This is a genomic window from Citrobacter sp. LJND-P06 (genome assembly GCF_058188415.1).
In genome coordinates, this window is record NZ_CP187317.1 from 1950981 (window position 1) to 1977598 (window position 26618).

Consider the following 26618-nt stretch of genomic DNA (forward strand, 5'->3'; position numbering starts at 1 on the left):
AGGAGAGTATGATGTCCTCTGTATCTACATCGGGGTCAGGCGCACCTAAGTCGCCGTTTAACCTTGGTCGCATTTGGGATCAGTACGGAATGTTGGTTGTGTTCGCGGTACTGTTCCTGGCCTGCGTTATTTTTGTGCCGAACTTTGCCTCCTTTATTAATATGAAGGGGCTGGGGCTGGCTATTTCCATGTCAGGCATGGTGGCCTGCGGGATGTTGTTCTGTCTGGCATCCGGCGATTTCGACCTCTCTGTCGCCTCCGTTATTGCCTGCGCCGGGGTGACGACCGCGGTGGTCATCAATATGACCGAAAGCCTGTGGATCGGCGTGGCGGCGGGACTGCTGCTCGGTGTGCTGTGTGGTCTGGTGAATGGTTTCGTGATTGCCCGTTTAAAGATCAACGCCCTGATCACCACGCTTGCAACGATGCAGATTGTGCGCGGCCTGGCGTATATCATCTCTGACGGGAAAGCGGTCGGTATTGAAGACGAACGTTTCTTTACCCTCGGCTATGCTAACTGGTTCGGACTGCCAGCGCCTATCTGGTTGACGGTCGCTTGCCTGATAATCTTTGGTCTGCTGCTCAACAAAACCACCTTTGGCCGTAACACGCTGGCGATTGGCGGTAATGAAGAAGCGGCGCGTCTGGCTGGGGTTCCGGTTGTTCGCACCAAAATCATCATCTTTGTGCTCTCGGGGTTGGTTTCTGCTGCGGCAGGGATCATTCTGGCATCGCGTATGACCAGCGGTCAGCCAATGACCTCGATTGGGTATGAGCTGATTGTGATTTCTGCCTGTGTACTTGGGGGCGTTTCCCTCAAAGGCGGCATCGGGAAAATCTCATATGTGGTGGCTGGGGTGTTGATTCTGGGAACCGTGGAAAATGCCATGAACCTGCTGAATATTTCGCCTTTCGCGCAGTACGTGGTGCGTGGCCTGATCCTGCTGGCTGCGGTTATCTTCGACCGTTACAAACAAAAAGCGAAACGTACCGTGTAACGTTTTTAACAGCCAACTTTTCAGTATAGTTCCCCCTGATCGCCAGCCCCTAATAAGGCTGGCGATTGTCTTTCAAAATGGCGAGCATTGTCACACTGTCTATACTTACAGGCTAATGGGGGCGTTTTTCGCCTTCCCAAAACCATGATAAGGAGGAGAACAGGGTGACAGACTTGTTAACCGTATCCCCTGAATTATCTGCAAACCATGCCTGGTTTTTTGACTTCGATGGAACCCTGGCGGAGATCAAGCCGCACCCCGATCAGGTGGCGATACCGGATGCCGTTCTCCAGATGCTTCACCGCCTTGCCACGCAGAATGCGGGGGCTCTGGCATTGATTTCAGGGCGTTCGATGGTTGAACTCGACGCGCTGACAACCCCTTTTCGTTTTCCGCTTGCCGGCGTACACGGAGCCGAGCGGCGTGATATCCATGGTCAAACCCATATCGTGACGCTTCCACAGGCGTTAAAACGTGACGTCTACAATCAGTTAGCTGCGGCGCTGGAAAACCTGCCTGGTGCGGAGCTGGAAAGCAAAAACATGGCGTTCGCGCTGCATTACCGACAGGCGCCGCATCATGCAGCGGCGCTGCTAACGCTGGCAAAACAGATCACCGCCCGCTGGCCGCAGTTAGCGTTACAACCGGGTAAATGTGTGCTGGAAATTAAACCCCGGGGGACTGATAAAGGCGAAGCCATTGCCGCATTTATGCAGGAGGCCCCCTTTGCAGGTCGTATTCCTTTGTTTATCGGCGACGATCTGACCGATGAAGCAGGGTTCGCGGCGGTGAATCGGGCGGGCGGCATTTCTGTCAAAGTCGGCGGCGGGAAGACGCAGGCCAACTGGCGTTTAGCCAGCGTGGCTGACGTCTGGCGTTGGCTGGAAAAAATCCATTATCCACAACAAAAACAAAAATCAGCGAGTGACAGGAGAGATGGCTATGAGTCGTTTAGTCGTAGTATCTAATCGAATTGCTCCCCCCGATAATAAAGGCAGTGCGGGTGGGCTGGCGGTTGGTGTACTGGGCGCTCTGAAAGCAACCGGGGGGCTGTGGTTCGGCTGGAGTGGGGAGACGGGGGACGAAGATAAGCCGTTAAAAAAAGTGACACGCGGGAATATGACCTGGGCGTCTTTTAATCTGAGCGAGCAGGATTACGAAGAGTATTACTGCCAGTTTTCGAACGCGGTTCTGTGGCCTGCATTTCATTACCGGCTGGATTTAGTGCAGTTTCAGCGCAATGCCTGGGAGGGATATCTGCGGGTCAATGCGTTGCTGGCGGACAAACTGCTGCCGCTGCTGAAAGAAGACGACATGATCTGGGTTCATGACTATCACTTGCTGCCGTTTGCCAGCGAATTGCGCCAGCGTGGCGTGAATAACCGCATTGGCTTTTTTCTGCATATTCCGTTCCCGACGCCCGAAATTTTTAACGCCTTGCCACCCCATCATTCGCTGCTGGAGCAGTTGTGTCATTTCGATTTACTTGGATTCCAGACTGAAAACGACAGACTGGCTTTCCTGGACTGTCTGGCGAGTCAGACCAAAGTCACCACGCGTGGTCGACGTCATACGGCGTGGGGAAAGGCATTTTGTACTGACGTGTATCCAATTGGTATTGCGCCGGAGGAGATAGCTCAGCAGGCGAAAGGCGCGCTGCCGCCAAAACTGGCGCAGTTGAAGGCGGAATTGAAGAGTGTGCAGAATATTTTTTCTGTCGAGCGACTGGACTATTCCAAAGGGTTGCCCGAGCGTTTTCAGGCTTATGAGGCGCTACTGGAGCATTATCCCCAGCATCACGGCAACATTCGCTATACGCAAATTGCGCCGACGTCGCGTGGCGATGTGCAGGCTTACCAGGATATTCGCCACCAACTGGAGACGGAAGCCGGGCGGATCAACAGCAAATACGGTCAACTGGGCTGGACGCCGCTCTACTACCTGAACCAACATTTTGATCGCAAGCTGCTGATGAAAGTCTTTCGTTACTCTGATGTGGGGCTGGTGACGCCATTACGGGATGGCATGAACCTGGTGGCGAAGGAATATGTTGCCGCGCAAGACCCCGCCAACCCTGGCGTACTGGTGCTTTCTCAGTTTGCTGGCGCGGCCAACGAACTGACATCCGCGTTAATCGTGAATCCGTATGACAGGGACGAGGTTGCCGCCGCGTTGGATTGCGCATTAACCATGCCCCTTGCCGAGCGTATTTCGCGCCATGCCCAAATGCTGGCGGTGATCGTTAAAAATGATATTCATCACTGGCAGGAACGCTTTATTCACGACCTAAAGGAAGTTTCACCGCGTAGCGCCGAAAGTCAGCAGCACAATAAAGTCGCGACCTTTCCTAAACTGGCCTGACATTCTCTTCTCTGTGCTTATTCCCCCGCCAGCGGAACCAGCAAAACATCTACCTGACTGGAGCTAATCACACTTTTCGCAGAGCAGGAGGCTCGCGAAAAGAAACTGTGGTTATGATTTCCGTAAATGACCAAATCCACCGCATGTTTTCGGCATACATCCAGAATATGTTCGTTAAGCTCACCGTAAGTGATAAAGGTTTGCTCAATGGGATAACCTGCGTCACGACTGAGCGTATTAAGAAAATCCTGTGTCTCCTCCTGCATCACCTCGCGTAAATCCTCCAGCATCGGCGCAGCGAACTGGTTATAGATCTCAGGATCGGAGGCGAGAGTTATCAGACTAATGCGGGCATTGACAGGGCGTGCGATGGAAACGGCTTTGGCTAACAGTTGGCGGCTTTCTGGCGTTACAGCAACGGCGACAAGAATATGGGTGTAGCTCATAACTCGCTCCTTATTGCAAGAATATGAGGTGGTAGTTCAGCTTTACTCTGTTTAAACCAATACTGCAACGCTTAGAGAGGGCAATTGTGTGAAGGTTATCATAATTATTCATTAGGTAATCTTATGGTTGAAATTGTGGTAAAAATCATCAGCAAGACAATATTGTGTGATTTAAATTAAATTTTGTGGGTATGAAAATAAAATGTTAATTGCAATGTAACAAAAATTAACATATAACCTATGGTAACTATGGGGTATTAATTAACTGGCCTTAATATTTAACTTATTGTTTTAATAGAATTAAATATTACCCTGCAAAAAACAGCATACCCAATAATCTTATATTTTCACAAAGTGATATTCACTTCGTGAAACAAATAGCCTTTTGTCTATTTATTGAACGTCTGGTCGGAGCTCTGGAAGACAAATCAGGTTAAATTGGTGAATAAATACACAAAATAAAAGCTTAACTGATGGGTTTATGTTAAGTATTTGGGTAATTTTGTGACATAGATCACATATTTTTCAAATTCGCAGCCCAGCTCCGTTGTATGTGTCGATGGTGGCGAGTAGAGTTGCGTCGAATTAGGAAAAATCTTAGGTATTTGTAAGAATTGATTAAAACGTGTAAATGGCGAGTGTTCCCTGGAGGGAGTGCTTTCCAGTGCGCGTTTGTACCTGAACACTGCTATGCATTTGACCTTTTTGATTTTTTTACCGGGAATTCCCGGCAACATCACGGGGTGCGGTTTTACCGCATAAAAATAAAATGGGTTATTCTGGATGGGAACAATGCACACATCCGAGTTGCTGAAACATATCTATGACATCAATTTGTCATACTTTCTACTTGCACAGCGTCTGATCGTACAGGACAAAGCATCCGCGATGTTCCGCCTGGGTATCAGTGAAGAGATGGCGAACACGCTGGGAACGTTAACGCTTCCGCAAATGGTTAAGCTGGCCGAAACAAATCAGTTAGTGTGTCATTTTCGCTTTGACAGCAGCCAGACGATCACCCGTCTGACCCAGGATTCGCGTGTCGACGATCTTCAGCAAATTCATACCGGCATCATGCTGTCGACGCGTCTGCTCAACGACGTGAACCAGGCTGAAGATGCGACGCGTAAGAAAAGGGCCTGAAGATGAGCGAAAAAAGCATTGTTCAGGAAGCGCGCGATATCCAGTTAGCCATGGAATTGATCACGCTTGGCGCCCGTTTGCAAATGCTGGAAAGCGAAACACAGTTAAGTCGTGGTCGTCTTATCAAGCTGTACAAAGAATTACGCGGCAGTCCTCCGCCAAAAGGGATGCTTCCGTTTTCCACCGACTGGTTTATGACATGGGAGCAAAATATTCATGCTTCCATGTTCTGTAATGCCTGGCAGTTCTTGCTCAAAACAGGGTTATGCAGCGGCGTAGATGCCGTGATCAAAGCGTATCGACTTTACCTGGAGCAGTGTCCGCAACCGGAAGAGGGGCCGCTGCTCGCGCTCACCCGCGCTTGGACACTGGTGCGTTTTGTTGAAAGTGGTTTGCTCGAATTGTCGCGCTGTAACTGCTGTGACGGTAATTTTATCACCCACGCACACCAGCCTGTGGGCAGCTTTGCCTGCAGTTTATGCCAGCCTCCTTCCCGCGCCGTAAAAAGACGTAAACTTTCCCGTAATGCTGCCGATATTATTCCACAACTGCTGGATGAACAGATCGAACAGGCTGTTTAACCGATACGGTGTGGACAAACACTCCAGCAGCGGTAAGTGATTACCGCTGCTTTTTTTTGTCTCGCGTACGCGTTAATGCCCCGACTGCGCATCCTGCCATAGTCAACAGCGGAAGGATGATGTCGTGCTTATCTTATTAGGATACCTGGTGGTTATCGGTACAGTTTTCGGCGGTTATATGATGACCGGCGGACACCTTGGGGCACTCTATCAACCAGCTGAACTGGTCATCATCGGTGGCGCGGGTATAGGGGCGTTTATTGTCGGTAACAACGGCAAAGCCATCAAAGGGACGATGAAAGCGATCCCGTTACTGTTTCGACGTTCGAAATACACCAAAGCAATGTATATGGATTTACTGGCGCTGCTCTATCGCCTGATGGCCAAGTCGCGCCAGCAGGGGATGTTCTCGCTGGAGCGGGACATTGAAAATCCCGGCGAAAGTGAAATTTTTGCCAGCTATCCGCGCATCCTTGCCGACGCGGTAATGCTTGATTTTATTGTCGATTATTTGCGTCTGATTATCAGTGGCAATATGAATACCTTCGAAATAGAAGCGTTGATGGATGAAGAAATTGAGACTCACGAAAGTGAGTCAGAAGTTCCTGCCAACAGTCTGGCGTTAGTCGGCGATTCGTTACCGGCGTTTGGTATTGTGGCGGCGGTAATGGGGGTGGTTCATGCACTGGCTTCCGCTGACCGTCCGGCCGCTGAACTCGGCGCACTGATCGCGCATGCGATGGTGGGAACATTCCTCGGGATCTTATTGGCTTATGGGTTTATTTCACCGCTGGCCAGCGTCCTGCGCCAGAAGAGTGCCGAAACCAGCAAAATGATGCAGTGCGTGAAAGTCACTCTGCTCTCAAACCTGAACGGTTATGCGCCGCCGATCGCCGTCGAATTTGGCCGTAAAACGCTCTATTCCAGTGAACGTCCGTCATTTATTGAACTGGAAGAGCATGTGCGCGCGGTGAGAAACCCGAACCCGCAGCAGACGACGACCGAGGAAGCATGAAAAATCAGGCCCATCCCATCATCGTCGTAAAACGACGAAAACATAAAGGACACGGCGGTGGGGCGCATGGCTCATGGAAAATCGCCTATGCCGACTTTATGACCGCAATGATGGCGTTTTTTCTGGTTATGTGGCTGATTTCCATCTCCAGCCCGAAAGAGTTGATCCAGATTGCGGAATATTTTCGTACCCCGCTGGCAACGGCAGTCACGGGCGGCAACCGAATCTCGAACAGCCAAAGTGCCATTCCTGGCGGTGGCGATGACTACACCCAGCAACAAGGGGAAGTTAACAAGCAGCCGAACATTGAAGAGCTGAAAAAGCGCATGGAGCAAAGCCGTCTGAGTAAGCTGCGCGGCGATCTCGACCAGCTAATTGAATCTGACCCTAAACTGCGCGCGTTACGCCCGCATTTGAAGATTGATCTGGTTCAGGAAGGGCTGCGTATTCAGATTATCGACAGCCAGAATCGCCCGATGTTTAAAACCGGTAGCGCCGACGTTGAGCCGTACATGCGTGACATTCTGCGCGCCATCGCGCCGGTGCTTAACGGCATTCCAAATCGCGTCAGCCTCTCCGGGCATACCGATGACTTCCCTTATGCCAGCGGCGAAAAAGGCTACAGCAACTGGGAACTGTCTGCTGACCGCGCCAATGCGTCGCGCCGGGAGTTGGTCAGCGGCGGCCTGGATGACGGGAAAGTGTTACGGGTGGTCGGCATGGCGGCCACGATGCGCCTGAGCGATCGCGGCCCTGATGACGCCATCAACCGCCGTATCAGCCTGTTAGTGCTTAATAAACAGGCAGAACAGGCCATTTTGCATGAAAACGCTGAAAGCCAGAATGAGCCGGTAAGTGTCTTACAACAGCCTGCGGCCGTGCCGTCGGCAAGCGTTCCCACACCGCCACCAGCCAATTCGAGGTGATAGCGTGAGCATGGATATTAGCGATTTTTATCAGACATTTTTTGATGAAGCCGACGAGTTGTTGGCTGACATGGAACAGCACCTGCTCGATTTGGTGCCTGAGGCGCCGGATTCAGAGCAACTGAATGCGATTTTTCGTGCCGCGCATTCGATAAAAGGGGGCGCAGGCACGTTTGGTTTTACTGTTTTGCAGGAAACCACCCACTTAATGGAAAACCTGCTGGATGAAGCCCGGCGCGGTGAGATGCAGCTCAATACCGACATTATCAACCTGTTTTTGGAAACGAAAGATATTATGCAAGAACAGCTCGACGCCTACAAAAGCTCTGAAGAGCCGGATGCCGCAAGCTTCGAATACATCTGCAATGCGTTACGTCAGCTAGCGCTGGAAGCCAAAGGTGAAACCGCGCCTGCCGTGGTGAACGCCGCCAAACTGAGTGTTGTCGACAGTATGGCGATTCAGGAAGAGAGCGCGACGCCGCAGAGCAGCGAAGAGACGCAATTGCGCATTGTGCTGTCTCGCCTGAAAGCCAATGAAGTCGATTTACTGGAAGCAGAACTGGGCAATCTGTCCACCTTAACGGATGTCGTCAAAGAGGCCGATAGCCTCAGTGCGACGCTGGACGGCGGCATTGCGGAAGATGACATTGTCGCGGTGCTCTGCTTTGTGATTGAAGCCGACCAGATTGCGTTTGAGCAGGTGCCTGTTACGCCTGCCAGCCACGAAGAGTCACCGGTGGCCGAGGTGTCATCGCCACAGATCCCGGCGGTCGTTTCGGCGGTGAACAACGCGACCCGCGACCCGCAGCCCGCACGTGCGGAACGTGAAAAACCGGCCCGTGCCAGTGAATCGACCAGCATTCGCGTGGCGGTTGAGAAGGTGGATCAACTGATCAACCTGGTGGGCGAACTGGTGATTACCCAGTCGATGCTGGCGCAACGATCCACCGAGCTTGACCCGGTCAATCACGGCGATCTCATCACCAGCATGGGTCAGTTACAACGTAACGCACGCGACCTGCAAGAGTCGGTCATGTCGATTCGTATGATGCCGATGGAGTATGTCTTCAGCCGTTTCCCACGCCTGGTGCGCGATCTGGCCGGTAAACTGGGCAAACAGGTTGAACTGACGCTGGTCGGTAGCTCGACGGAACTCGACAAGAGCCTGATTGAACGGATTATCGATCCCCTGACGCACCTGGTGCGCAACAGTCTCGACCACGGTATTGAGTTACCAGAAAAACGCGCCGAATCCGGCAAAAGTGCGGTCGGGAATCTGATTCTTTCTGCGGAGCATCAGGGCGGCAATATCTGCATTGAAGTGACCGACGATGGGGCGGGGCTTAACCGTGAACGTATCCTGGCAAAAGCGATGTCGCAAGGAATGGCTGTCCACGAAAACATGACCGATGACGACGTTGGCATGTTGATTTTTGCTCCAGGTTTCTCGACGGCAGAACAGGTGACGGATGTGTCTGGCCGGGGGGTGGGCATGGACGTGGTGAAACGTAACATCCAGGAGATGGGCGGCCACGTTGAGATCCAGTCAAAACAGGGTTCCGGGACCACGATTCGCATTTTGTTGCCGCTGACGCTGGCTATCCTCGACGGGATGTCGGTGCGCGTGGCAAACGAAGTCTTCATTTTACCCCTGAATGCGGTGATGGAATCGCTCCAGCCGCGCGAAGAAGACTTGCATCCGTTGGCGGGCGGTGAACGCGTGCTGGAAGTGCGCGGGGAATATTTGCCGCTGGTGGAACTGTGGAAACTTTTCGATGTGGTCGGCGCGAAAACAGAAGCGACCCAGGGCATTGTGGTTATCCTGCAAAGCGCCGGACGACGCTATGCGCTGCTGGTCGACCAGCTTATTGGTCAGCACCAGGTGGTGGTTAAAAACCTGGAGAGCAACTACCGCAAAGTGCCGGGCATTTCCGCGGCAACCATTCTGGGCGACGGCAGCGTTGCACTGATTGTGGATGTTTCTGCGCTGCAGGGTTTAAACCGCGAACAACGTATGGCGATCACCGCCGCCTGATTGAGTGAGAAAGGAAAGAAATATGACCGGTATGAGCAATGTAACCAAACTGGCCGGCGAGCCGTCAGGCCAGGAATTCCTGGTCTTTACGCTGGGAGACGAAGAGTACGGCATCGACATTCTGAAAGTGCAGGAAATTCGCGGCTACGATCAGGTGACACGCATCGCTAACACGCCATCGTTCATCAAAGGGGTGACCAATCTGCGCGGCGTTATTGTGCCGATTGTTGACTTGCGTGTGAAATTTAGCCAGGGCGATGTCGACTATAACGACAATACGGTGGTGATTGTCCTGAATCTGGGGCAACGCGTCGTCGGTATTGTGGTGGATGGCGTGTCTGATGTGTTGTCGCTGACGGCGGATCAAATTCGCCCGGCACCGGAATTTGCCGTGACTTTGTCGACGGAGTATCTGACGGGCCTGGGGGCGCTGGGCGATCGTATGCTGATTCTGGTGAATATTGAGAAACTGCTGAATAGCGATGAGATGGCGTTGCTGGATATTGCGGCGTCTCACGTGGCGTAATGCCGCTCAATTAAGGAGTTATCGAGAACCTGTCACCCGGTGAAGGGTGACGTTCACCTTATGTCCACAGCCTCTCTGCAATCATCCTACCTGTGAACGTGCAAGGGAGGCTCACCGCCGCCTCCCTTGCAACCCTGGCTCCCGGCGGGAAAATCGTCGCTTCGCGATATATTCGCCTTATTCCGTCTGCCTTTCGGGTCGGGGTCGAGCCTGCATCCCTGCAGGCAGTCCCCTCCGCCCGCGTCCCTGCGGGCGGCCCCGGTCAGCCGTCAACGTCTCATCGATTTTCAGCCGGACTGTGTGGTGTCGCTTTCACATTCTGACTTTCAGTGATTTCCGTTTGGCTGTTTAACCAACAACGCAGGTGCTCAGGTGTGGGGAGAGTCCGGCCGAAAATTGCCGACGTGTTTCCGTAAGGCCGGGGGAACCCGCAGGGATGCGGGTTCAGGGCGCGTTTTACAGGGACGTTACCTCGCGCCCGCCCCGGTAGCCTGGAGGAATAAACTGAGGGAACCGCGAAGCGGCAATTTTCCTGCCGGGAGCCGGGATTGTTAAGGGTGCGGCGATAGCACCCTTAACCCGTTCACGGGACATGAAATGCCAGAGAAGCGAAGAACATGAGGTGAACGGAACCCTGTTCCGGAGTCAAAAATTTCCCAAAAAATACATAACTCCCCAGAACCTATGACTCTCAGGCCTCCACCTGCTCTGTCCCCGTCTCGTGGACATCACCTTCTTCCAGTAACCCCTCGTCCTGCGCCAGCATGGCCGTGGCTATTCCGTTTCCTAACACGTTAATGGCGGAACGCCCCATATCGAGGAAGTGGTCGATCCCCATCAGCAGCAAAATACCGGCGACCGGAATATTAAAGCTTGGGATCGTGGCCGCCAGTACCACCAGCGCAGAACGCGGTACGCCCGCGATCCCTTTCGACGCCAGCATCAGCGTCAGCATTAACACAGAAATCTCGGCAAACGAGAGATGAATATTGTAGGCCTGCGCGATAAACATTGAGGCAAATGAGCAATACACCATCGAACCGACCAGGTTGAAGGAGTAACCGATCGGCAGCACAAACGACACAATATTGCGCGAGCAGCCGAACTTGGTCAGTTGTTCGAGGGTTTTGGGGTAGGCCGCTTCCGAGCTGCTGGTCGTAAACGCCACCAGTACCGGGTCCTTCAGCATACTGAGCAGGCGAAACACCTCTTTTTTCAGCACCACGTAACCCACTGCTAACAGCACCAGGCAGGTCATCAGAATAGCGACGTAATAGCCGCCAATAAAGGAGGCGTAGTGAAGTAAAATACCCAGCCCTTCATTGGCGATAACCGATGAAATGGCGGCAAAAATCGCCAGCGGCGCGACGTACATCACGTAGCCCGTGACCTTCAACATAATGTGTGAAACCACGTCCAGCGCGGCAACCAGCGGCGCATTAAATTTTTCACCCAGCGACGCGCCGCCAATACCGAAAAACAGCGAGAAAACGACGATTTGCAAAATTTCATTATCTGCCATCGCCCCCGCAATACTGGTTGGAATGGTATGAGATAAAAAGCCTTTTAGGCTCATGCCGCCCACCGCAAGACCGGTATCCACCGATTCCGCAGGGATCGCCAGATTTAACCCGCCGCCCGGTTGCTCAATCATCACGATAAAAAGCCCCACCAGAATGGAGAGGACGGAAGAGCTGATAAACCAGATCATCGCTTTCCCCCCCACACGGCCAATGGTGGCGGTTTCTCCCAAACGCATAATTCCTACGGTCAACGTGCTGAACACCAGCGGCGCAATCACCATCTTGATAAGTCTGAGGAAGATATCGGTGAGGAGAGTAATGTTGTCAGACCATGCGGCAATGGTGTCCTGACTGGTATATGAATGAATTGCCGCCCCCGACAGAATGCCAGCCAGCATGAAGAAAACGATAAATAACGTGAGTTTGTTTGCGTTTGCCACTAAAAAGCTCCCAGCTCGATTTAACATTTTGTTTTCAGTGACGCATGTATTTTATTTATTTAGAGGCACTGAATTATTCGCTGCCTAAATTGGAGTAAAGCGAGGAGGGATACAACTATTTTTTAGTATTTATCCATTTTGTTGCGTTCTGCCGGGCGTAATTATGTGATCTTGATCTCATAAAAATGAATATACCCGCCTGATACCCCCTTTTTCATTTCACGACTGAATGTTAATTTTTTGATACTTATGATGTTTTTATGTCAAAGCAGGGTAAGTACAACCCCGGCATGTCGACGCCGGGATCGCGGTAGTCGTTTTTTTCCTTTTCGCAAATGTAAAGTTCTGCCCTGGGGTGCCGATAACGGAGATAACTCGTTTTCAGGAAGGTGCCTTATGTTTAACCGTATCCGCGTTGTCACAATGCTGATGATGGTGCTGGGGGTTTTCGCACTGCTACAGCTTGTTTCCGGTGGTCTGTTGTTTTCTTCATTGCAACAGAATCAGCAAAGTTTTGTTATTTCTAACGATTTACGCCAGCAGCAGAGTGAGCTTACCTCGACATGGGATCTCATGCTGCAGACGCGTATTAACCTGAGTCGCTCAGCCGCGCGCATGATGATGGATGCCAGCAACCAGCAGAGCAGCGCAAAAAGCGATCTGCTGAAGAATGCCAAAAACGTTCTGTCGCAGGCAGCGGAGCACTACAACACCTTCAAAAACATTACGCCGTTGCCTGAAATGGCGGAGGCCAGCGGCAATGTGGATGAGAAATACCGGCAATACCATGCGGCACTGGCAGAACTGATCCAGTACCTGGAACACGGCAACATGGACGCGTACTTTGCCCAACCGACCCAGGGGATGCAAAACGCGCTGGGCGAATCGCTGGGCAAATATGCCAGCGTCAGCGAGAAACTGTACCGCCAGGCGTTCGACGAAAGCGCCCGTGATTATCACTTTGCGCAATGGCAGCTTGCCATTCTTGCAGTGGTACTGGCGCTGATTCTGGTGGTTGTCTGGTACGGCATTCGCCATACCTTGCTGAATCCGCTCGCAAAGGTGATTGGCCATATTCGCGAAATTGCCAGTGGCGATTTGACGAAGACATTAACCGTCGCCGGGCGTAACGAAATTGGCGAGCTGGCAGGCAGCGTTGATCACATGCAGCGTTCGTTGATTGACACGGTGACCCAGGTTCGTGAAGGCTCTGACGCCATTTATTCCGGCACCAGCGAAATCGCCACCGGCAACACCGATCTCTCTTCTCGCACCGAGCAACAGGCGTCGGCGCTGGAAGAAACCGCCGCCAGCATGGAGCAGCTCACCGCAACGGTGAAACAGAACGCCGACAATGCGCGTCAGGCGTCGCAGCTCGCGCAAAGCGCTTCTGATACGGCGCAGCACGGCGGCAAAGTGGTCGACGGCGTGGTGAAAACGATGCACGAGATTGCCGACAGCTCCAGGAAAATCGCCGACATCATCAGCGTTATTGACGGTATTGCATTTCAGACCAACATCCTGGCGCTGAACGCCGCCGTGGAAGCGGCTCGAGCCGGAGAGCAGGGACGCGGGTTCGCCGTGGTCGCCGGCGAGGTGCGCAATCTAGCCAGCCGCAGCGCACAAGCGGCGAAAGAGATTAAAGCGTTAATTGAAGACTCCGTATCGCGGGTCGATACCGGCTCTGTGCTGGTGGAAAGTGCGGGTGAAACGATGAACGACATCGTCAATGCCGTCACGCGCGTCACCGACATCATGGGGGAAATTGCCTCCGCGTCCGACGAGCAGAGCAGCGGTATTGACCAGGTGGCGCTGGCGGTGTCTGAAATGGATCGCGTTACGCAGCAAAACGCCTCGCTGGTACAGGAGTCGGCGGCGGCCGCGGCGGCGCTCGAAGAGCAGGCCAGTCGGTTAAACATGGCCGTTTCGGCATTCCGTCTGGCGTCACGTCCCCTTGCAGCAAAACCGCGTGATGCGCATCGCTCAGGCAATACGCCTCATGGCGCACAATCCCGTCCACTGACAACGGAACCGGACACCCATTGGGAAACCTTCTGATGGTCGTTTAAACCTGAAGTACACGTTGTACCACTATAAGCGCCGACACCGTGATACGCGGTGTCGGTTGCATCCTGAATGTGATTGAGAAGGCGCTATGACATCATCTCTGCCCGCCGGGCAAACGTCATTATTGTTACAGATGACACAGCGCCTCGCGCTGTCTGACGCGCATTTTCGTCGGATATGTCAATTAATCTACCAGCGCGCGGGTATCGTGCTGGCGGACCACAAGCGGGATATGGTCTATAACCGCCTTGTCCGCCGTTTACGTACGCTGGGACTGGACGACTTTGGTCGCTATCTCAGCACGCTGGAAGCCAACCAAAACAGCGCCGAGTGGCAGGCGTTTATTAACGCACTGACCACCAATCTGACTGCTTTCTTTCGTGAAGGTCACCATTTTCCCGTGTTGGCGGAACATGCGCGTCGTCGTAACGGCGAATACCGGGTATGGAGCGCGGCGGCCTCCACCGGCGAGGAGCCTTACAGTATCGCCATCACTCTGGCGGACACGCTTGGCACCGCGCCCGGACGCTGGAAAGTGTTTGCCAGTGATATCGACACTGAAGTGCTGGAAAAGGCGAAAAGCGGGATTTATCGCCTTGATGAGCTAAAAACGCTCTCGCCACAGCAGTTGCAGCGTTACTTCATGCGGGGAACCGGCCCCCATGAAGGACTGGTGCGCGTGCGTCAGGAACTGGCCAATTACGTCGAGTTTTCCAGCGTCAATTTGCTGGATAAGCAGTACAACGTGCCGGAACCGTTTGACGCCATATTTTGCCGTAACGTGATGATCTATTTTGATAAAACGACGCAGCAAGACATTTTGCGCCGATTTGTTCCACTCCTTAAGCCTGATGGACTGCTGTTTGCCGGTCACTCAGAAAACTTTAGCCACCTTGTGCGCGATTTTTGCCTGCGTGGACAAACGGTGTATGCGCTAAGTAAGGATAAAGTATGAGTAAAATCAGGGTGTTGTCAGTTGATGATTCCGCGCTTATGCGCCAAATCATGACCGAGATTATAAACAGCCATAGCGACATGGAGATGGTGGCGACGGCGCCCGATCCGTTGGTGGCCCGGGATTTAATCAAGAAATATAACCCCGATGTTCTGACGCTGGATGTCGAAATGCCGCGGATGGACGGTCTTGATTTTCTTGAGAAATTGATGCGGCTGCGGCCAATGCCCGTGGTGATGGTTTCTTCCCTGACCGGAAAAGGCTCCGAAGTGACCCTGCGCGCGCTGGAGTTGGGGGCGATTGATTTTGTGACCAAACCGCAGCTCGGCATTCGTGAAGGTATGCTGGCCTACAGCGCGATGATTGCGGAAAAAGTGCGGACGGCGTCGCGTGCGCGTCTGGCTGCCCATAAACCGATGGCAGCGCCTGTCACCCTGAAAGCCGGGCCTCTACTCAGTTCAGAAAAATTGATCGCCATTGGCGCCTCAACCGGGGGAACCGAAGCGATACGCCATGTGCTTCAGCCGTTGCCGCTCTCCAGTCCGGCGGTGATTATCACGCAGCATATGCCGCCTGGGTTTACCCGTTCCTTTGCTGAGCGTCTGAACAAACTGTGTCAGATAGTCGTGAAAGAGGCGGAAAACGGCGAGCGTGTGTTACCCGGACACGCCTATATTGCGCCGGGAGACAAGCACATGGAGCTGGCGCGCAGCGGGGCAAACTATCAAATCAGAATTCATGAAGGGCCGCCGGTTAACCGGCATCGACCTTCCGTGGATGTGTTGTTTCATTCGGTGGCGATTCATGCGGGGCGCAACGCCGTGGGGGTGATCCTCACGGGGATGGGCAACGATGGCGCGGCGGGGATGTTAGCGATGCACCAGGCTGGCGCCTGGACCATTGCGCAAAATGAAGCAAGTTGTGTGGTGTTCGGCATGCCGCGCGAGGCCATCAATATGGGTGGCGTGAGCGAAGTGGTCGATCTCAGCCAGGTAAGCCAGCAGATGCTGGCGAAAATCAGTGCCGGACAGGCAATACGTATTTGAATCAGGAGCAAATTTTTATGGCGGATAAAGAGCTTAAGTTTTTGGTTGTGGATGACTTTTCCACCATGCGTCGCATTGTGCGCAACCTGTTAAAAGAGCTGGGTTTTAACAACGTCGAAGAGGCCGAGGATGGCGTCGACGCGTTGAACAAATTGCAGGCCGGTGGGTATGGGTTTGTCATTTCCGACTGGAATATGCCCAATATGGACGGTCTTGAGCTGCTGAAAACGATCCGTGCCGACGGCGGGATGTCCTCGCTGCCGGTATTGATGGTGACGGCGGAAGCCAAGAAAGAGAACATCATTGCTGCGGCGCAGGCAGGGGCGAGCGGTTACGTGGTGAAACCGTTCACCGCAGCAACGCTGGAAGAGAAACTCAACAAAATCTTTGAGAAACTGGGTATGTGAGGGTGTGACGATGATGCAACCATCAATCAAACCTGCGGATGATCACTCGGCAGGCGATATCATCGCGCGCATCGGCAGTCTGACCCGAATGTTGCGCGACAGCCTGCGGGAACTGGGGCTGGATCAGGCCATTGCAGAAGCGGCGGAAGCGATCCCGGACGCGCGCGATCGCCTGGATTATGTTGTGCAGATGACGGCACAGGCGGCAGAACGCGCGCTGAACAGCGTTGAAGCGTCTCAGCCGCACCAGGATGAAATGGAGAAAGGGGCGAACGCGTTATCTCAGCGTTGGGATGCGTGGTTTGAAAACCCTATCGAACTTTCTGACGCCCGTGAACTGGTCACCGATACGCGAAAATACCTTGGCGATGTGCCGGGGCATACCCGTTTTACCAATGCGCAGTTACTCGACATCATGATGGCGCAGGATTTCCAGGATCTTACCGGTCAGGTGATCAAGCGCATGATGGATGTGATTCAGGAGATCGAGCGTCAATTGCTGATGGTCTTGCTGGAAAACATTCCCGAGCAGGGTGCGCGTCCGAAACGCGAAAATGAAAGCCTGCTGAATGGCCCGCAGGTCGATACCTCGAAGGCGGGCGTTGTTGCCAGTCAGGATCAGGTGGATGATCTGCTGGACAGTTTAGGCTTTTGATAACCTGTGCCGCCCAGTGCAGACCGGGCGGCTTCTCTTCTAACGAAGCTCCATTTTCACCGTGACATTACCTTCAAATTTACCCGGTTCCGGTTTTTGCGAGGTGGTGCCAACCGGGGCGGCTTTCATGACGATGCTGCCGTTGCCCTGTCCATCCATCGTCACCGGTAAGGCCAGCGATCCGTCCAGCGCGACGTTATTGCTGTTTTGATCAAACATCCGCACGCCAATGTCATCCCGGCCCTCCATTTTGGCAATCAGACTGTTGCTGCCGGAGACGACCCCCTGATCGGCACTGAGTGTCAGTTTAATTTTCCCAGTGTTGCTGGCCGCCGGATCGTCACAATGGTAAGAGATATTGACATCTTTGAGTGTATAGCTTGCCGGTGGCTCGCCCTTCGTAACGAACTGTGAAGACACAATATTTCCCAGTTCAACCTCAATGGTACTGCCGGCGTTAATTGTACAGGTGAGTGGGGCGCTGAGTTTACCAACCAGCCGGAAATTGGAAACCTGCTGCATGTCGGTGACGGTACAATAGTTACCGGTAGAAAGGCAGGAATAGTTTTGCGCGATAACGGTCAGTGGGATGAGTTCTTCACCTAAAATGGCTTTCTTAATGTAGAGCGTGATCAGGACAATGTTCCACTTAAACTCTCGCTTAATGCTGCTTGCACCGGTACCAGGGCGTGATGCATCGTTACAAACATCGCTGGTTCCCTCACTCGGTTTTATTTGCCCTTCATTCATTTTCTTCATGCTGGCGAGCGGTGTAGGGTAGCTGTCAATGTTGATTGGCGTCAGGTTGGTTCCGTCAGGGGAATTTATGGCGTCGCTGTAGGCAATGATATCGATATCTAAATGCTCAGTCAGGTAGCCATATCCTTCAGTGCCCCCAGCCAGTGGACTTCCGGCACCACTGGTTTCATAGACGTAAGCCGACGGGCTTGTGCTCATCCCCTTTGGGCAAGTGCAGTTGGCGACGACCGATGGCCCCGCGGCCACAAAGTGGTAATCCGGATTGCTGATAATTTGCCCATCCTTATTACTCTCTGAGTTGAGCTCCGTGTTGATGGTGGTGGTGTATTCAACCGGCGGCGGAAAGCAATTGGGTAATATGACGGTAGCCGCCTGAGTGACGAGCGGTAAGGCCAAAAGGGCTACGGCGAGGGTGGATTTAACCCCGATGTTGTAAAGCCCGCTGGCGAGTTGTTTATTTTTCATGATTTGTCTCCGGCTTGCAGAGCGCACTGACCTGGCGGATACCGCCGGGGGCCGTGTCAGAAGAAGATGAAAGCGTGATGTCAGCATGGCAGTGCTGTTCTGCGGAGTTTCCCCACTTCACTGTCAAAGGAATCGTTTCGCCAACACCGGCGAGATACAGCACGCCACGATCGTCGACAATGCCGCTGAGAGGGAGGCCATCGACGCTGGCGATTGCGCCAAAGGGAATTACCCGACCATCAGGACGGGTGAGAGACACCAGAACCCGGTAGCCAATGTGTGCTGAAAATTGCGTGCTGACGGCGGCGTTGCGACTGGGTATTACGGTCATCGCGGTGGCATCTGTATCCACATCAGACGGCAAACTGGTGGTATCAATACGGACTACGTTTTCCTGATAAGGCGTCAGTGAAGGGATGATCGCGTTGCCAAAAATATCGGTTTGCACGCCGCGCTGGTTGGCAAAGCGCACCCCCGACGCGCCTTCGGCACTGACAATCGCGAATTGTTCGCCTAAGGGCTGAGAAAGCGTGACGCCTGCCGGGTGAGCCACTATCCCACCGCTCATCCCATAGCTCAGTTGTTGTGAATTATCGGAAGAATAAGCGTACCCGGCGTTGAGATTGGCATATTGAGAACGATACGTGCTATAGACGCTACTGCTGTCTCCGCCATTATGGTTAGTCCGGCTCTGCTGGAGTGAATAACTGAGCCGATCATCATCCAGTAAAGTGCCATTAATCCCCACATTCTGCGAAGTGTCACCCTGCTTGCTGGTGCTGAGATTGTAGTTGGCCCAACTTTTAGGCAGCCATTGGGAGAGTGGCAGACTAAAACCCAGGGATAGCATCTGATCGCTGGGGTCATCGCTGGTTTTACTATAGGTATACGCCAGATTGACACTGACGCCGCCAATCATCCGATTGATGCCCGACGTGATGCTGCGTTCTTTGCGGCTGGTTTGCCAATAGTCCTGCTGATAGCCAGAAATGTAGACATTGCTGTCGAGCACGGCCTGGCTGATGTTAAGCTGGAACCGGCTGCGTTTGTTGTAGTTGTAAGACCAGTCGCTATCGTTAGCATCGTGCTTTTCGTTAGCATCCGCAAATGTGTAATAACCGTCGGTCGAGTAACGGTAACTCGCCAGCGTGAAGTTAGTGTCTGTTGCCTCAATCTGTTTGGAATACATCAGACGCCAGGACTGCCCGTCATGCTGCTGGTTATTATCCAGATGTGCGCGAGCCAGGGTGACATCGGTTGAGATGGCGCCTACTTCACCCAACATTACCCCGGTACCGCCATTCACCGCCAGATAGTCCGGTGACGTGGTTACGCCACCGAAAATGGTCAGGACGTTATTCAGACCATAAATGACGCTGGTCTGAGCGAAGAGGGGCTCTCTGGAGGATTGACTCTCGTCTGCACGATAGCGGGCGAGGGTCACTTCGTAGCGAATATTGCCTGGCCGCTGCATAATAGCAACGCTGGAATAGGGCTGGGTGAAATGATGCTCGGTCCCGTCGGCGTCTTTGATGGTCACGTCAAGATCGCCGCTATTGCTGGTGGAGTAGAGATCGGTAATTTCAAACGGACCCGGCGCGACGTTGGCCTGGTAGATGACATACCCGTTTTGTCGCACCGAAACTTCGGCGTTAGAACTGGCGATACCGCGAATAATCGGGGCAAAACCCCGCTGGTTATAGGGCAGCATTTGATCGTCTGATGCCACGTTAATACCGCGGTATTGCAGACTGTCAAAGATTTCGCCTCGGGTGCTGTTTTCACCAGCGATAAACTGGGCTTTTAAACTACGGATATCATGCTGGAGCCAGGTGTTAATGGTTTGCCATGATTGCGTGTTATCGGACTGGTTCCAGGTTGAATAGTTGCGTAACCGCCAGCCACCGAGATTGGCGCCGCTGCGCAGGTTAAGGTATTGGCTGGAACGGGTGGTTTGATCCTCACCGCTACGTGTTGAGCCAGAGAATGCATAGTTGGTGAAAAGCACCGGTACACCGTCGTTCCAGGATGATGCCACGGCCTCATCGCTACGATGCTTATCAATAGCCGCTTGCGGCATACTGATGCGTAAGGTCATGGTATTAAAATCAAACGTTACTGCCGCAAAGGGAATGTAATCACCCAGCGGTTTTCCCAGCGGCGAACTAGCAGGTAACTGTGCCAGTTCAGGATAAGCCTCGACACGAATCCCCCATTGCCGTAGCTGTTCAGGGGTGAGTTGCGGCTGTAATGCCCCGGTTTTATCATTGATATAAGTAATCGATTTATCGTCGATATACTGTTTATTCATGGCCACTTTGGTGCGATATGTGCCGGGCAACTGTCCGTTTTCTTTTGAAAACAAGGAGAGATCGATATCCTGCTGCGATAGCCCGTCTCCCTCAAGTGAGGAAGGCGCAAAGTAATATTCCCGCGCATTGACGTTGCACGCCGCGACTAGGAGCAAACTGCTCAAACCACTCAGGAAAGGATTGAGTCGTTTCAACGGGCGGGATGGGGACAGGCGCAATCCATTGGCAGCCATTGAGCACCACTATTTCTGGGTTAAACTGGCGGTAAACTCAGCGCTTGCATTACCGTAGTCGGTAATGCATCGCCAGCTCACCTTCGCACCGTTCGGGGCGTTCGCGAGGGAAAATGTTGCGCTGGTTTTTGGGGCAACCATGTCAACGTTGGTGATTGACTGACCCTTTATTCGCAGCGTATCGAAAACGCTGTAATAGTCTCCGTCATTGGAAATGAAAATCTGCCCCTCACGCTGACTAAAACGCAGATTTTTGCAGGCATCCAGTGGGGCGCTTTGCAATCCTTTCGGGCGCCAGAATAGTTTTAGCCTGGTTTTGTAAATAAGGCGTAAGACGTTTTTTTGGCTATCGTCTTTCGCGATGGCCGGGATAGTGCGTACGTTCATATAAAATAAGGATTCACGATCGGTAGGGAGCGCCTGCCCGGACCAGGTAATACGCAGGCTTTGTTCTTTTAGCGGATCGAGTCGAAAGAGCGGTGGGGTTACAATAAACGGCCCCCGGGTTTTTCCGTCGCCGGTATCCGTCCATGACTGAATAAGCCACGGAAGCTCTTTTTCTGTATTGGTGAGCGCCAGTGCCACTTCTTTTTTGCTGGCATCATAAATAACACGCGTGCGTCCTACCTGAATTCCTGCCGCATGGCTGAGAGTGGTAAATGCACAAGTCGTGATACAGACGATGAGCAGAGAACGGCGCATATAAATCCCTTTAATAAACGAAAGAGTCATGAAAATACTACCCACACATTACTAACGATATTGTTAATAACACGTGGGTAAGAGACCTGAATTTACTGATAAAGAATATTTATGGTTAAATCGGCGTTGGCTTCACCTGCGGTTACCGCTGCTGCGACGGATTTATAGCGGGCGTTGAAATCCGCAGTAAGAATGTCTGTTGCGCTTGCTGTCAATGGGATAGAAACTTGGTCGGATGCCTTGTCAAAGGTAATTAGATCCGTATCCTGGCCTACCATACTGAGGACGATACCCACGCCGCCAGCCGCAGAAACAGCCAGTTTATCCTCCTTCGCTTGACCGGGGACCGTTGGGCCAGAAAAGGTGAGTTGAACCGCGCCGAGCCCATCGCTTTTTAACGGACAATCTTTAAGCGAAATGGTCAGCGGTACGAAGTCTGTTTCCGTACCTACCGTTTTGAAATACGTCGTAGGGTAAGTCCCCAGTGGCACGTCATACGTTGTCCCGCTATCGCCTACAATGACACAACTTGGTTCAATAATTTCCCCGGTAAAGTGGATTGTACCGGCATTATCTTCCGGGGCTGCAACGGCGGCAGTCGTTGACAGAGCCAAAAGAAAGCAAACACAAATATTCCTTTTCACGCTATTATTCTCCATAACAATTAAAATCACTATAAATATTATATAAAAATATACTTCATGGATGTTTTATTTAAACGGTGTCGCTAGTATACACTTAAGTTTCTTATTCGGAAGTGACTGTCATTTTTTTATGGTTCGAGGGTCGTTTTTTTAATGTTTGTCATTTTTATTTATTCTTAATTTATATGTGTCCCTGTGAATTTATTTCCTGGATGGTAAAGTGAAAATGTTTTAGGATATGCATGAGTACTGTTATAGGGTCTCTGTTATTTGCATTTGCGATGTTATTGCAAGATATAATATTAAATTAAAGTTACAAGAGGTTTTTTTGATTTTTATAAATATCGATGCAAACATATTTGTTTTCAATGAATAAATGCGAATAATTAATCGCGCAATGCTCCGTAATAACGTCAGTTCTCCACGCTGTAAACCTCGACTTAAACGTAAATCAATGCCCTAAAAAGAGCCGTTTACGGGGTCTTTTCGCGCTATTGGCAGAGGCGTGTTCTGTCATCATAACGCAGAGACAACCTGGCTTGAGCACGTGCCGTGGCAGACGAAAGCGATACCGAAGACAAAACAGAAGCCCCCACACCCCACCGACTCGAAAAAGCGCGGGAAGAAGGGCAAATCCCCCGATCCAAAGAGCTGACCTCACTGCTGATTTTGCTGGTGGGCGTTTGCATTATCTGGATTGGCGGCGAGTCGCTGGCGGGACGGTTATCAAACATGCTTTCGGCGGGATTACGTTTCGACCACAGCATGGTGAACGACCCCAATTTGATCCTCGGGCAAATTATTCTGCTGATCAAAGAGGCGATGTGGGCGCTGTTGCCGCTGATCACCGGCGTGGTGCTGGTGGCGCTTATCTCCCCGGTGATGCTGGGGGGACTGGTTTTTAGCGGCAAGTCGCTGCAACCCAAGTTCTCAAAACTGAATCCCCTGCCGGGCATCAAACGCATGTTCTCCGCACAGACCGGGGCAGAACTGCTGAAAGCGATCCTCAAATCAACCCTGGTGGGCAGCGTGACGGGGTTTTACCTGTGGCACAACTGGCCAGAGATGATGCGTTTGATGGCCCAGTCGCCGTTGACGGCGATGGGCAACGCGCTGGATCTCGTTGGGCTCTGCGCGCTGCTGGTGGTGCTGGGGGTGATTCCGATGGTGGGCTTTGACGTTATCTTCCAGATTTTCAGCCATCTGAAAAAGTTACGTATGTCGCGCCAGGATATTCGCGATGAGTTCAAACAAAGCGAAGGCGATCCGCATGTGAAAGGGCGTATTCGCCAAATGCAGCGTGCGGCGGCGCGGCGGCGCATGATGGACGATGTGCCGAAAGCCGATGTCATTGTCACCAACCCCACGCACTACTCGGTGGCGCTACAGTACGACGAAAACAAAATGAGTGCGCCCAAAGTGGTTGCCAAAGGTGCCGGACTGGTGGCGCTGCGCATTCGTGAAATAGGCGCAGAACATCGCGTGCCGACGCTGGAAGCGCCGCCGCTGGCACGTGCGTTGTATCGCCATGCTGAAATTGGTCAGCAAATTCCTGGACAATTGTATGCCGCTGTGGCGGAAGTCCTGGCATGGGTCTGGCAGCTTAAACGCTGGCGCCTTGCCGGTGGGCAGCGTCCGCCACAACCTGAAAATCTACCGGTGCCTGAGGCACTGGATTTTATGAACGAGAAGAAAACCGATGGCTAATCTGGTTGCGATGCTGCGCCTGCCCAACTCTATGAAGTCCACCCAATGGCAAATCCTTGCCGGGCCGATCCTCATCCTGCTGATCTTGTCGATGATGGTGCTGCCGCTGCCCGCGTTTATCCTCGACCTGCTGTTCACCTTTAATATCGCGCTGTCGATCATGGTGCTGCTGGTGGCGATGTTCACCCAGCGTACGCTGGAATTTGCCGCGTTCCCGACCATATTGCTGTTTACCACGCTGTTGCGTCTGGCGCTGAACGTGGCGTCAACGCGTATCATTTTGATGGAAGGGCATACTGGCGCGGCGGCGGCGGGCAAGGTCGTTGAAGCCTTCGGTCACTTTTTGGTCGGTGGGAACTTCGCCATTGGTATCGTGGTGTTCGTGATTCTGGTCATCATCAACTTTATGGTTATCACCAAAGGGGCAGGGCGTATCGCGGAAGTGGGCGCGCGCTTTGTGCTGGATGGGATGCCCGGTAAGCAGATGGCGATTGATGCCGACTTAAATGCGGGATTGATCGGAGAAGACGAAGCGAAAAAACGACGCACGGAAGTGACCCAGGAAGCCGATTTTTACGGTTCGATGGACGGTGCGAGTAAGTTCGTTCGCGGGGATGCCATCGCCGGTATTTTGATTATGGTTATCAACGTGGTGGGGGGACTGCTGGTGGGGGTTCTGCAACACGGCATGAGCATGGGGCACGCAGCAGAAAGTTATACCCTGCTGACCATCGGCGACGGTCTGGTCGCGCAAATCCCGGCGCTGGTGATTTCAACGGCGGCGGGTGTCATTGTAACCCGCGTCAGTACTGACCAGGATGTCGGTGAACAGATGGTCGGTCAGTTGTTCAGCAACCCCCGTGTCATGCTGCTCAGTGCGGCGGTGCTGGGGCTGCTGGGTTTGGTGCCCGGGATGCCGAACCTGGTCTTCCTGATGTTTACGGCGGCGTTACTGGGACTTGCCTGGTGGATGCGAGGGAAGGAGCAAGCCGCACCGGCTGAACCGCAGCCGGTGAAGATGCCGGAGAACAATTCGGTGGTGGAAGCGACCTGGAATGATGTGCAGCTCGAAGATTCCCTGGGCATGGAGGTTGGCTACCGGCTGATCCCGATGGTGGATTTTCAACAGGATGGGGAGCTGCTCGGACGTATTCGCAGTATTCGTAAAAAGTTTGCCCAGGAGATGGGGTTCCTGCCGCCCGTGGTGCATATCCGCGACAATATGGATTTGCAGCCAGCCCACTACCGAATTCTGATGAAAGGGGTGGAAATCGGCAGCGGCGATGCATACCCAGGCCGCTGGCTGGCCATTAACCCTGGGACGGCGGCGGGGACGCTGCCTGGTGAGACGACGGTGGATCCCGCCTTTGGCCTGGAGGCTATCTGGATAGAAAGTGCGTTGAAAGAGCAGGCGCAAATTCAGGGATTCACTGTGGTGGAGGCGAGTACCGTCGTGGCGACGCACCTTAACCATCTGATTGGTCAGTTTGCGGCAGAATTGTTTGGCCGCCAGGAAGCGCAACAGCTCCTGGACAGGGTCGCGCAGGAGATGCCTAAGCTGACAGAAGATCTGGTGCCCGGCGTGGTCACACTCACCACGCTGCATAAAGTGCTGCAAAACCTGCTGGATGAGAAAGTGCCGATTCGCGACATGCGCACCATCCTCGAGACGCTGGCCGAACATGCCCCGATACAGAACGATGCGCAGGAGCTCACCGCTGTGGTGCGTGTGGCGTTGGGTCGCGCTATCACTCAGCAGTGGTTCCCGGGCAATGACGAAGTGCATGTTATCGGTCTTGATACCCCGCTTGAACGTTTGTTGCTACAGGCGTTGCAGGGCGGCGGCGGACTTGAGCCCGGTCTGGCGGATCGACTGCTGGCGCAAACGCAGGAAGCGCTGTCACGCCAGGAGATGCTGGGCGCGCCGCCCGTGCTGCTGGTGAATCATGCATTGCGCCCGCTGCTGTCGCGTTTTTTACGTCGCAGCGTGCCGCAACTGGTGGTGCTTTCTAACCTGGAACTTTCGGACAACCGTAACATTCGCATGACCGCGACTATTGGAGGCAAATAATGCGTAAATTACTCAGCGCGCTGTGCCTGCTACCGTGGATGGCGCTGGCTGCCGGAGAAGGGGCGTGGCAGGACAGCAGTACCGGTATCACCCTGAATTATCGCGGTGAGTCTGCCTCTTCATCGCCGTTGTCCTCGCGGCAACCGGTTTCCGGTTTAATGACGCTGGTGGCCTGGCGTTATACCCTGGACGGCCCTACGCCCGCGGGACTGCTGGTACGTTTGTGCTCGCAATCTCGTTGTGTCGAGTTAGAAGGACAAAGCGGAACCACGCGCGGATTCACCAATGTGCCCGCCATCGAACCGCTGCGCTTCGTCTGGGAAGTGCCAGGGGGAGGACGTCTGATCCCGGCGCTTAAGGTTCAGAGTAACCAGGTGATTGTTAACTACCGCTAAGGGTCAATCGTCGCTATTTCAGGCGGTTGGCAGGTGAAAATGCAAACCGCTTCGCAATTACGCGACCTCTTTTTTGATTCTCAAGAAACACTGTTTTATAAATCGGTGACACGCGTTGCCGAACTCTTTGCGTTTCTGCCACCACACGAAATGCGGTGGCAGAAACAAAAAGGTATCACTTCCTGTAAGCTTCTATTGTAGCCCGT

The 26618-nt window shown here is 53.0% G+C and carries 23 protein-coding genes; 17 read left to right on the forward strand and 6 right to left on the reverse strand.

The features are described from left to right. The first annotated feature begins 11 nt into the window (after nt 1-11). The 3 genes from araH to otsA all read left to right on the forward strand — a co-directional run bounded on the left by araH (nt 12) and on the right by otsA (nt 3359). Nucleotides 12-998, forward strand: coding sequence for an arabinose ABC transporter permease AraH (gene araH / locus ACO7SM_RS09385; RefSeq protein WP_490470908.1), 987 nt, complete (start codon nt 12-14; stop codon nt 996-998). A gap of 164 nt (nt 999-1162) precedes the next feature. After that, on the forward strand, nt 1163-1966 hold the full coding sequence (gene otsB, locus ACO7SM_RS09390) for a trehalose-phosphatase (RefSeq protein WP_490470590.1): 804 nt from the start codon (nt 1163-1165) through the stop codon (nt 1964-1966). Further along, nucleotides 1941-3359, forward strand: a complete 1419-nt coding sequence (gene otsA, locus ACO7SM_RS09395) for an alpha,alpha-trehalose-phosphate synthase (RefSeq protein ID WP_490470591.1) — start codon at nt 1941-1943, stop codon at nt 3357-3359. Before otsB ends, otsA begins: the two co-directional genes overlap by 26 nt. 17 nt (nt 3360-3376) lie before the next feature. Here otsA and uspC read toward each other — a convergent pair whose 3' ends face one another. Further along, nucleotides 3377-3805, reverse strand: a complete 429-nt coding sequence (gene uspC / locus ACO7SM_RS09400) for a universal stress protein UspC (protein WP_490470592.1) — start codon at nt 3803-3805, stop codon at nt 3377-3379. A 792-nt stretch (nt 3806-4597) separates the two neighbouring features. Here uspC and flhD point away from each other — a divergent pair. From flhD to cheW, 6 genes are all read left to right on the forward strand, one after another. After that, on the forward strand, nt 4598-4948 hold the full coding sequence (flhD, locus tag ACO7SM_RS09405) for a flagellar transcriptional regulator FlhD (protein WP_192612522.1): 351 nt from the start codon (nt 4598-4600) through the stop codon (nt 4946-4948). Between the two features lie 2 nt (nt 4949-4950). Next, on the forward strand, nt 4951-5529 hold the full coding sequence (gene flhC, locus ACO7SM_RS09410) for a flagellar transcriptional regulator FlhC (RefSeq protein ID WP_490470593.1): 579 nt from the start codon (nt 4951-4953) through the stop codon (nt 5527-5529). A gap of 124 nt (nt 5530-5653) precedes the next feature. Next, nucleotides 5654-6544 (forward strand): flagellar motor stator protein MotA, encoded by an 891-nt coding sequence (gene motA, locus ACO7SM_RS09415; RefSeq protein ID WP_490470594.1) that lies wholly within the window; start codon nt 5654-5656, stop codon nt 6542-6544. Continuing rightward, nucleotides 6541-7470, forward strand: a complete 930-nt coding sequence (motB, locus tag ACO7SM_RS09420) for a flagellar motor protein MotB (protein WP_490470595.1) — start codon at nt 6541-6543, stop codon at nt 7468-7470. Before motA ends, motB begins: the two co-directional genes overlap by 4 nt. A gap of 4 nt (nt 7471-7474) precedes the next feature. Continuing rightward, nucleotides 7475-9505, forward strand: coding sequence for a chemotaxis protein CheA (gene cheA, locus ACO7SM_RS09425; RefSeq protein WP_490470596.1), 2031 nt, complete (start codon nt 7475-7477; stop codon nt 9503-9505). A gap of 22 nt (nt 9506-9527) precedes the next feature. Further along, entirely contained in the window at nt 9528-10031 is a 504-nt protein-coding gene (gene cheW, locus ACO7SM_RS09430; protein WP_490470597.1) for a chemotaxis protein CheW, read from the forward strand. Between the two features lie 691 nt (nt 10032-10722). On the opposite strand, the gene ACO7SM_RS09435 is transcribed toward cheW, so the two are convergent. After that, entirely contained in the window at nt 10723-11994 is a 1272-nt protein-coding gene (locus tag ACO7SM_RS09435) for a dicarboxylate/amino acid:cation symporter (protein WP_490470909.1), read from the reverse strand. A gap of 396 nt (nt 11995-12390) precedes the next feature. Here ACO7SM_RS09435 and tar point away from each other — a divergent pair, with 396 nt between their 5' ends. The 5 genes from tar to cheZ all read left to right on the forward strand — a co-directional run bounded on the left by tar (nt 12391) and on the right by cheZ (nt 17124). Beyond that, entirely contained in the window at nt 12391-14052 is a 1662-nt protein-coding gene (tar, locus tag ACO7SM_RS09440; RefSeq protein WP_490470598.1) for a methyl-accepting chemotaxis protein II, read from the forward strand. A 97-nt stretch (nt 14053-14149) separates the two neighbouring features. Continuing rightward, nucleotides 14150-15016 carry a protein-glutamate O-methyltransferase CheR gene (gene cheR / locus ACO7SM_RS09445; RefSeq protein WP_490470599.1) on the forward strand — a complete coding sequence of 289 codons (867 nt, stop codon included), beginning with the start codon at nt 14150-14152 and terminating at the stop codon, nt 15014-15016. After that, nucleotides 15013-16062 (forward strand): protein-glutamate methylesterase/protein-glutamine glutaminase, encoded by a 1050-nt coding sequence (locus ACO7SM_RS09450; RefSeq protein WP_490470600.1) that lies wholly within the window; start codon nt 15013-15015, stop codon nt 16060-16062. Before cheR ends, ACO7SM_RS09450 begins: the two co-directional genes overlap by 4 nt. Before the next feature lie 17 nt (nt 16063-16079). Then, nucleotides 16080-16469: a chemotaxis response regulator CheY gene (cheY, locus tag ACO7SM_RS09455; RefSeq protein ID WP_203360901.1), complete on the forward strand. Its 390-nt coding sequence runs from the start codon at nt 16080-16082 to the stop codon at nt 16467-16469. Nucleotides 16470-16479: 10 nt separating this feature from the next. Next, nucleotides 16480-17124 carry a protein phosphatase CheZ gene (gene cheZ / locus ACO7SM_RS09460; protein WP_490470601.1) on the forward strand — a complete coding sequence of 215 codons (645 nt, stop codon included), beginning with the start codon at nt 16480-16482 and terminating at the stop codon, nt 17122-17124. A gap of 39 nt (nt 17125-17163) precedes the next feature. Here cheZ and ACO7SM_RS09465 read toward each other — a convergent pair whose 3' ends face one another. The 4 genes from ACO7SM_RS09465 to ACO7SM_RS09480 all read right to left on the reverse strand — a co-directional run bounded on the left by ACO7SM_RS09465 (nt 17164) and on the right by ACO7SM_RS09480 (nt 22239). Beyond that, nucleotides 17164-18348 carry a fimbrial protein gene (locus ACO7SM_RS09465; RefSeq protein ID WP_490470602.1) on the reverse strand — a complete coding sequence of 395 codons (1185 nt, stop codon included), beginning with the start codon at nt 18346-18348 and terminating at the stop codon, nt 17164-17166. Continuing rightward, nucleotides 18338-20893: a fimbria/pilus outer membrane usher protein gene (locus ACO7SM_RS09470; RefSeq protein ID WP_490470603.1), complete on the reverse strand. Its 2556-nt coding sequence runs from the start codon at nt 20891-20893 to the stop codon at nt 18338-18340. Before ACO7SM_RS09470 ends, ACO7SM_RS09465 begins: the two co-directional genes overlap by 11 nt. Nucleotides 20894-20902: 9 nt before the next feature. Further along, on the reverse strand, nt 20903-21595 hold the full coding sequence (locus ACO7SM_RS09475) for a fimbrial biogenesis chaperone (protein WP_490470604.1): 693 nt from the start codon (nt 21593-21595) through the stop codon (nt 20903-20905). A 92-nt stretch (nt 21596-21687) separates the two neighbouring features. Then, a complete protein-coding gene (locus ACO7SM_RS09480) occupies nt 21688-22239 on the reverse strand; it encodes a fimbrial protein (protein WP_490470605.1) in 552 nt (183 codons plus the stop codon). Nucleotides 22240-22791: 552 nt separating this feature from the next. Between ACO7SM_RS09480 and flhB the strand changes: the two genes are divergently transcribed. From flhB to flhE, 3 genes are read left to right on the forward strand one after another with little or no spacing between them, the layout of a single operon-like run. Next, nucleotides 22792-23946, forward strand: coding sequence for a flagellar biosynthesis protein FlhB (flhB, locus tag ACO7SM_RS09485; protein ID WP_490470606.1), 1155 nt, complete (start codon nt 22792-22794; stop codon nt 23944-23946). Further along, nucleotides 23939-26017: a flagellar biosynthesis protein FlhA gene (gene flhA / locus ACO7SM_RS09490; RefSeq protein ID WP_490470607.1), complete on the forward strand. Its 2079-nt coding sequence runs from the start codon at nt 23939-23941 to the stop codon at nt 26015-26017. The genes flhB and flhA overlap by 8 nt, the downstream gene beginning before the upstream one ends. Next, nucleotides 26017-26412, forward strand: coding sequence for a flagellar protein FlhE (gene flhE, locus ACO7SM_RS09495; RefSeq protein ID WP_490470608.1), 396 nt, complete (start codon nt 26017-26019; stop codon nt 26410-26412). Before flhA ends, flhE begins: the two co-directional genes overlap by 1 nt. The last annotated feature ends 206 nt before the right edge of the window (nt 26413-26618 follow it).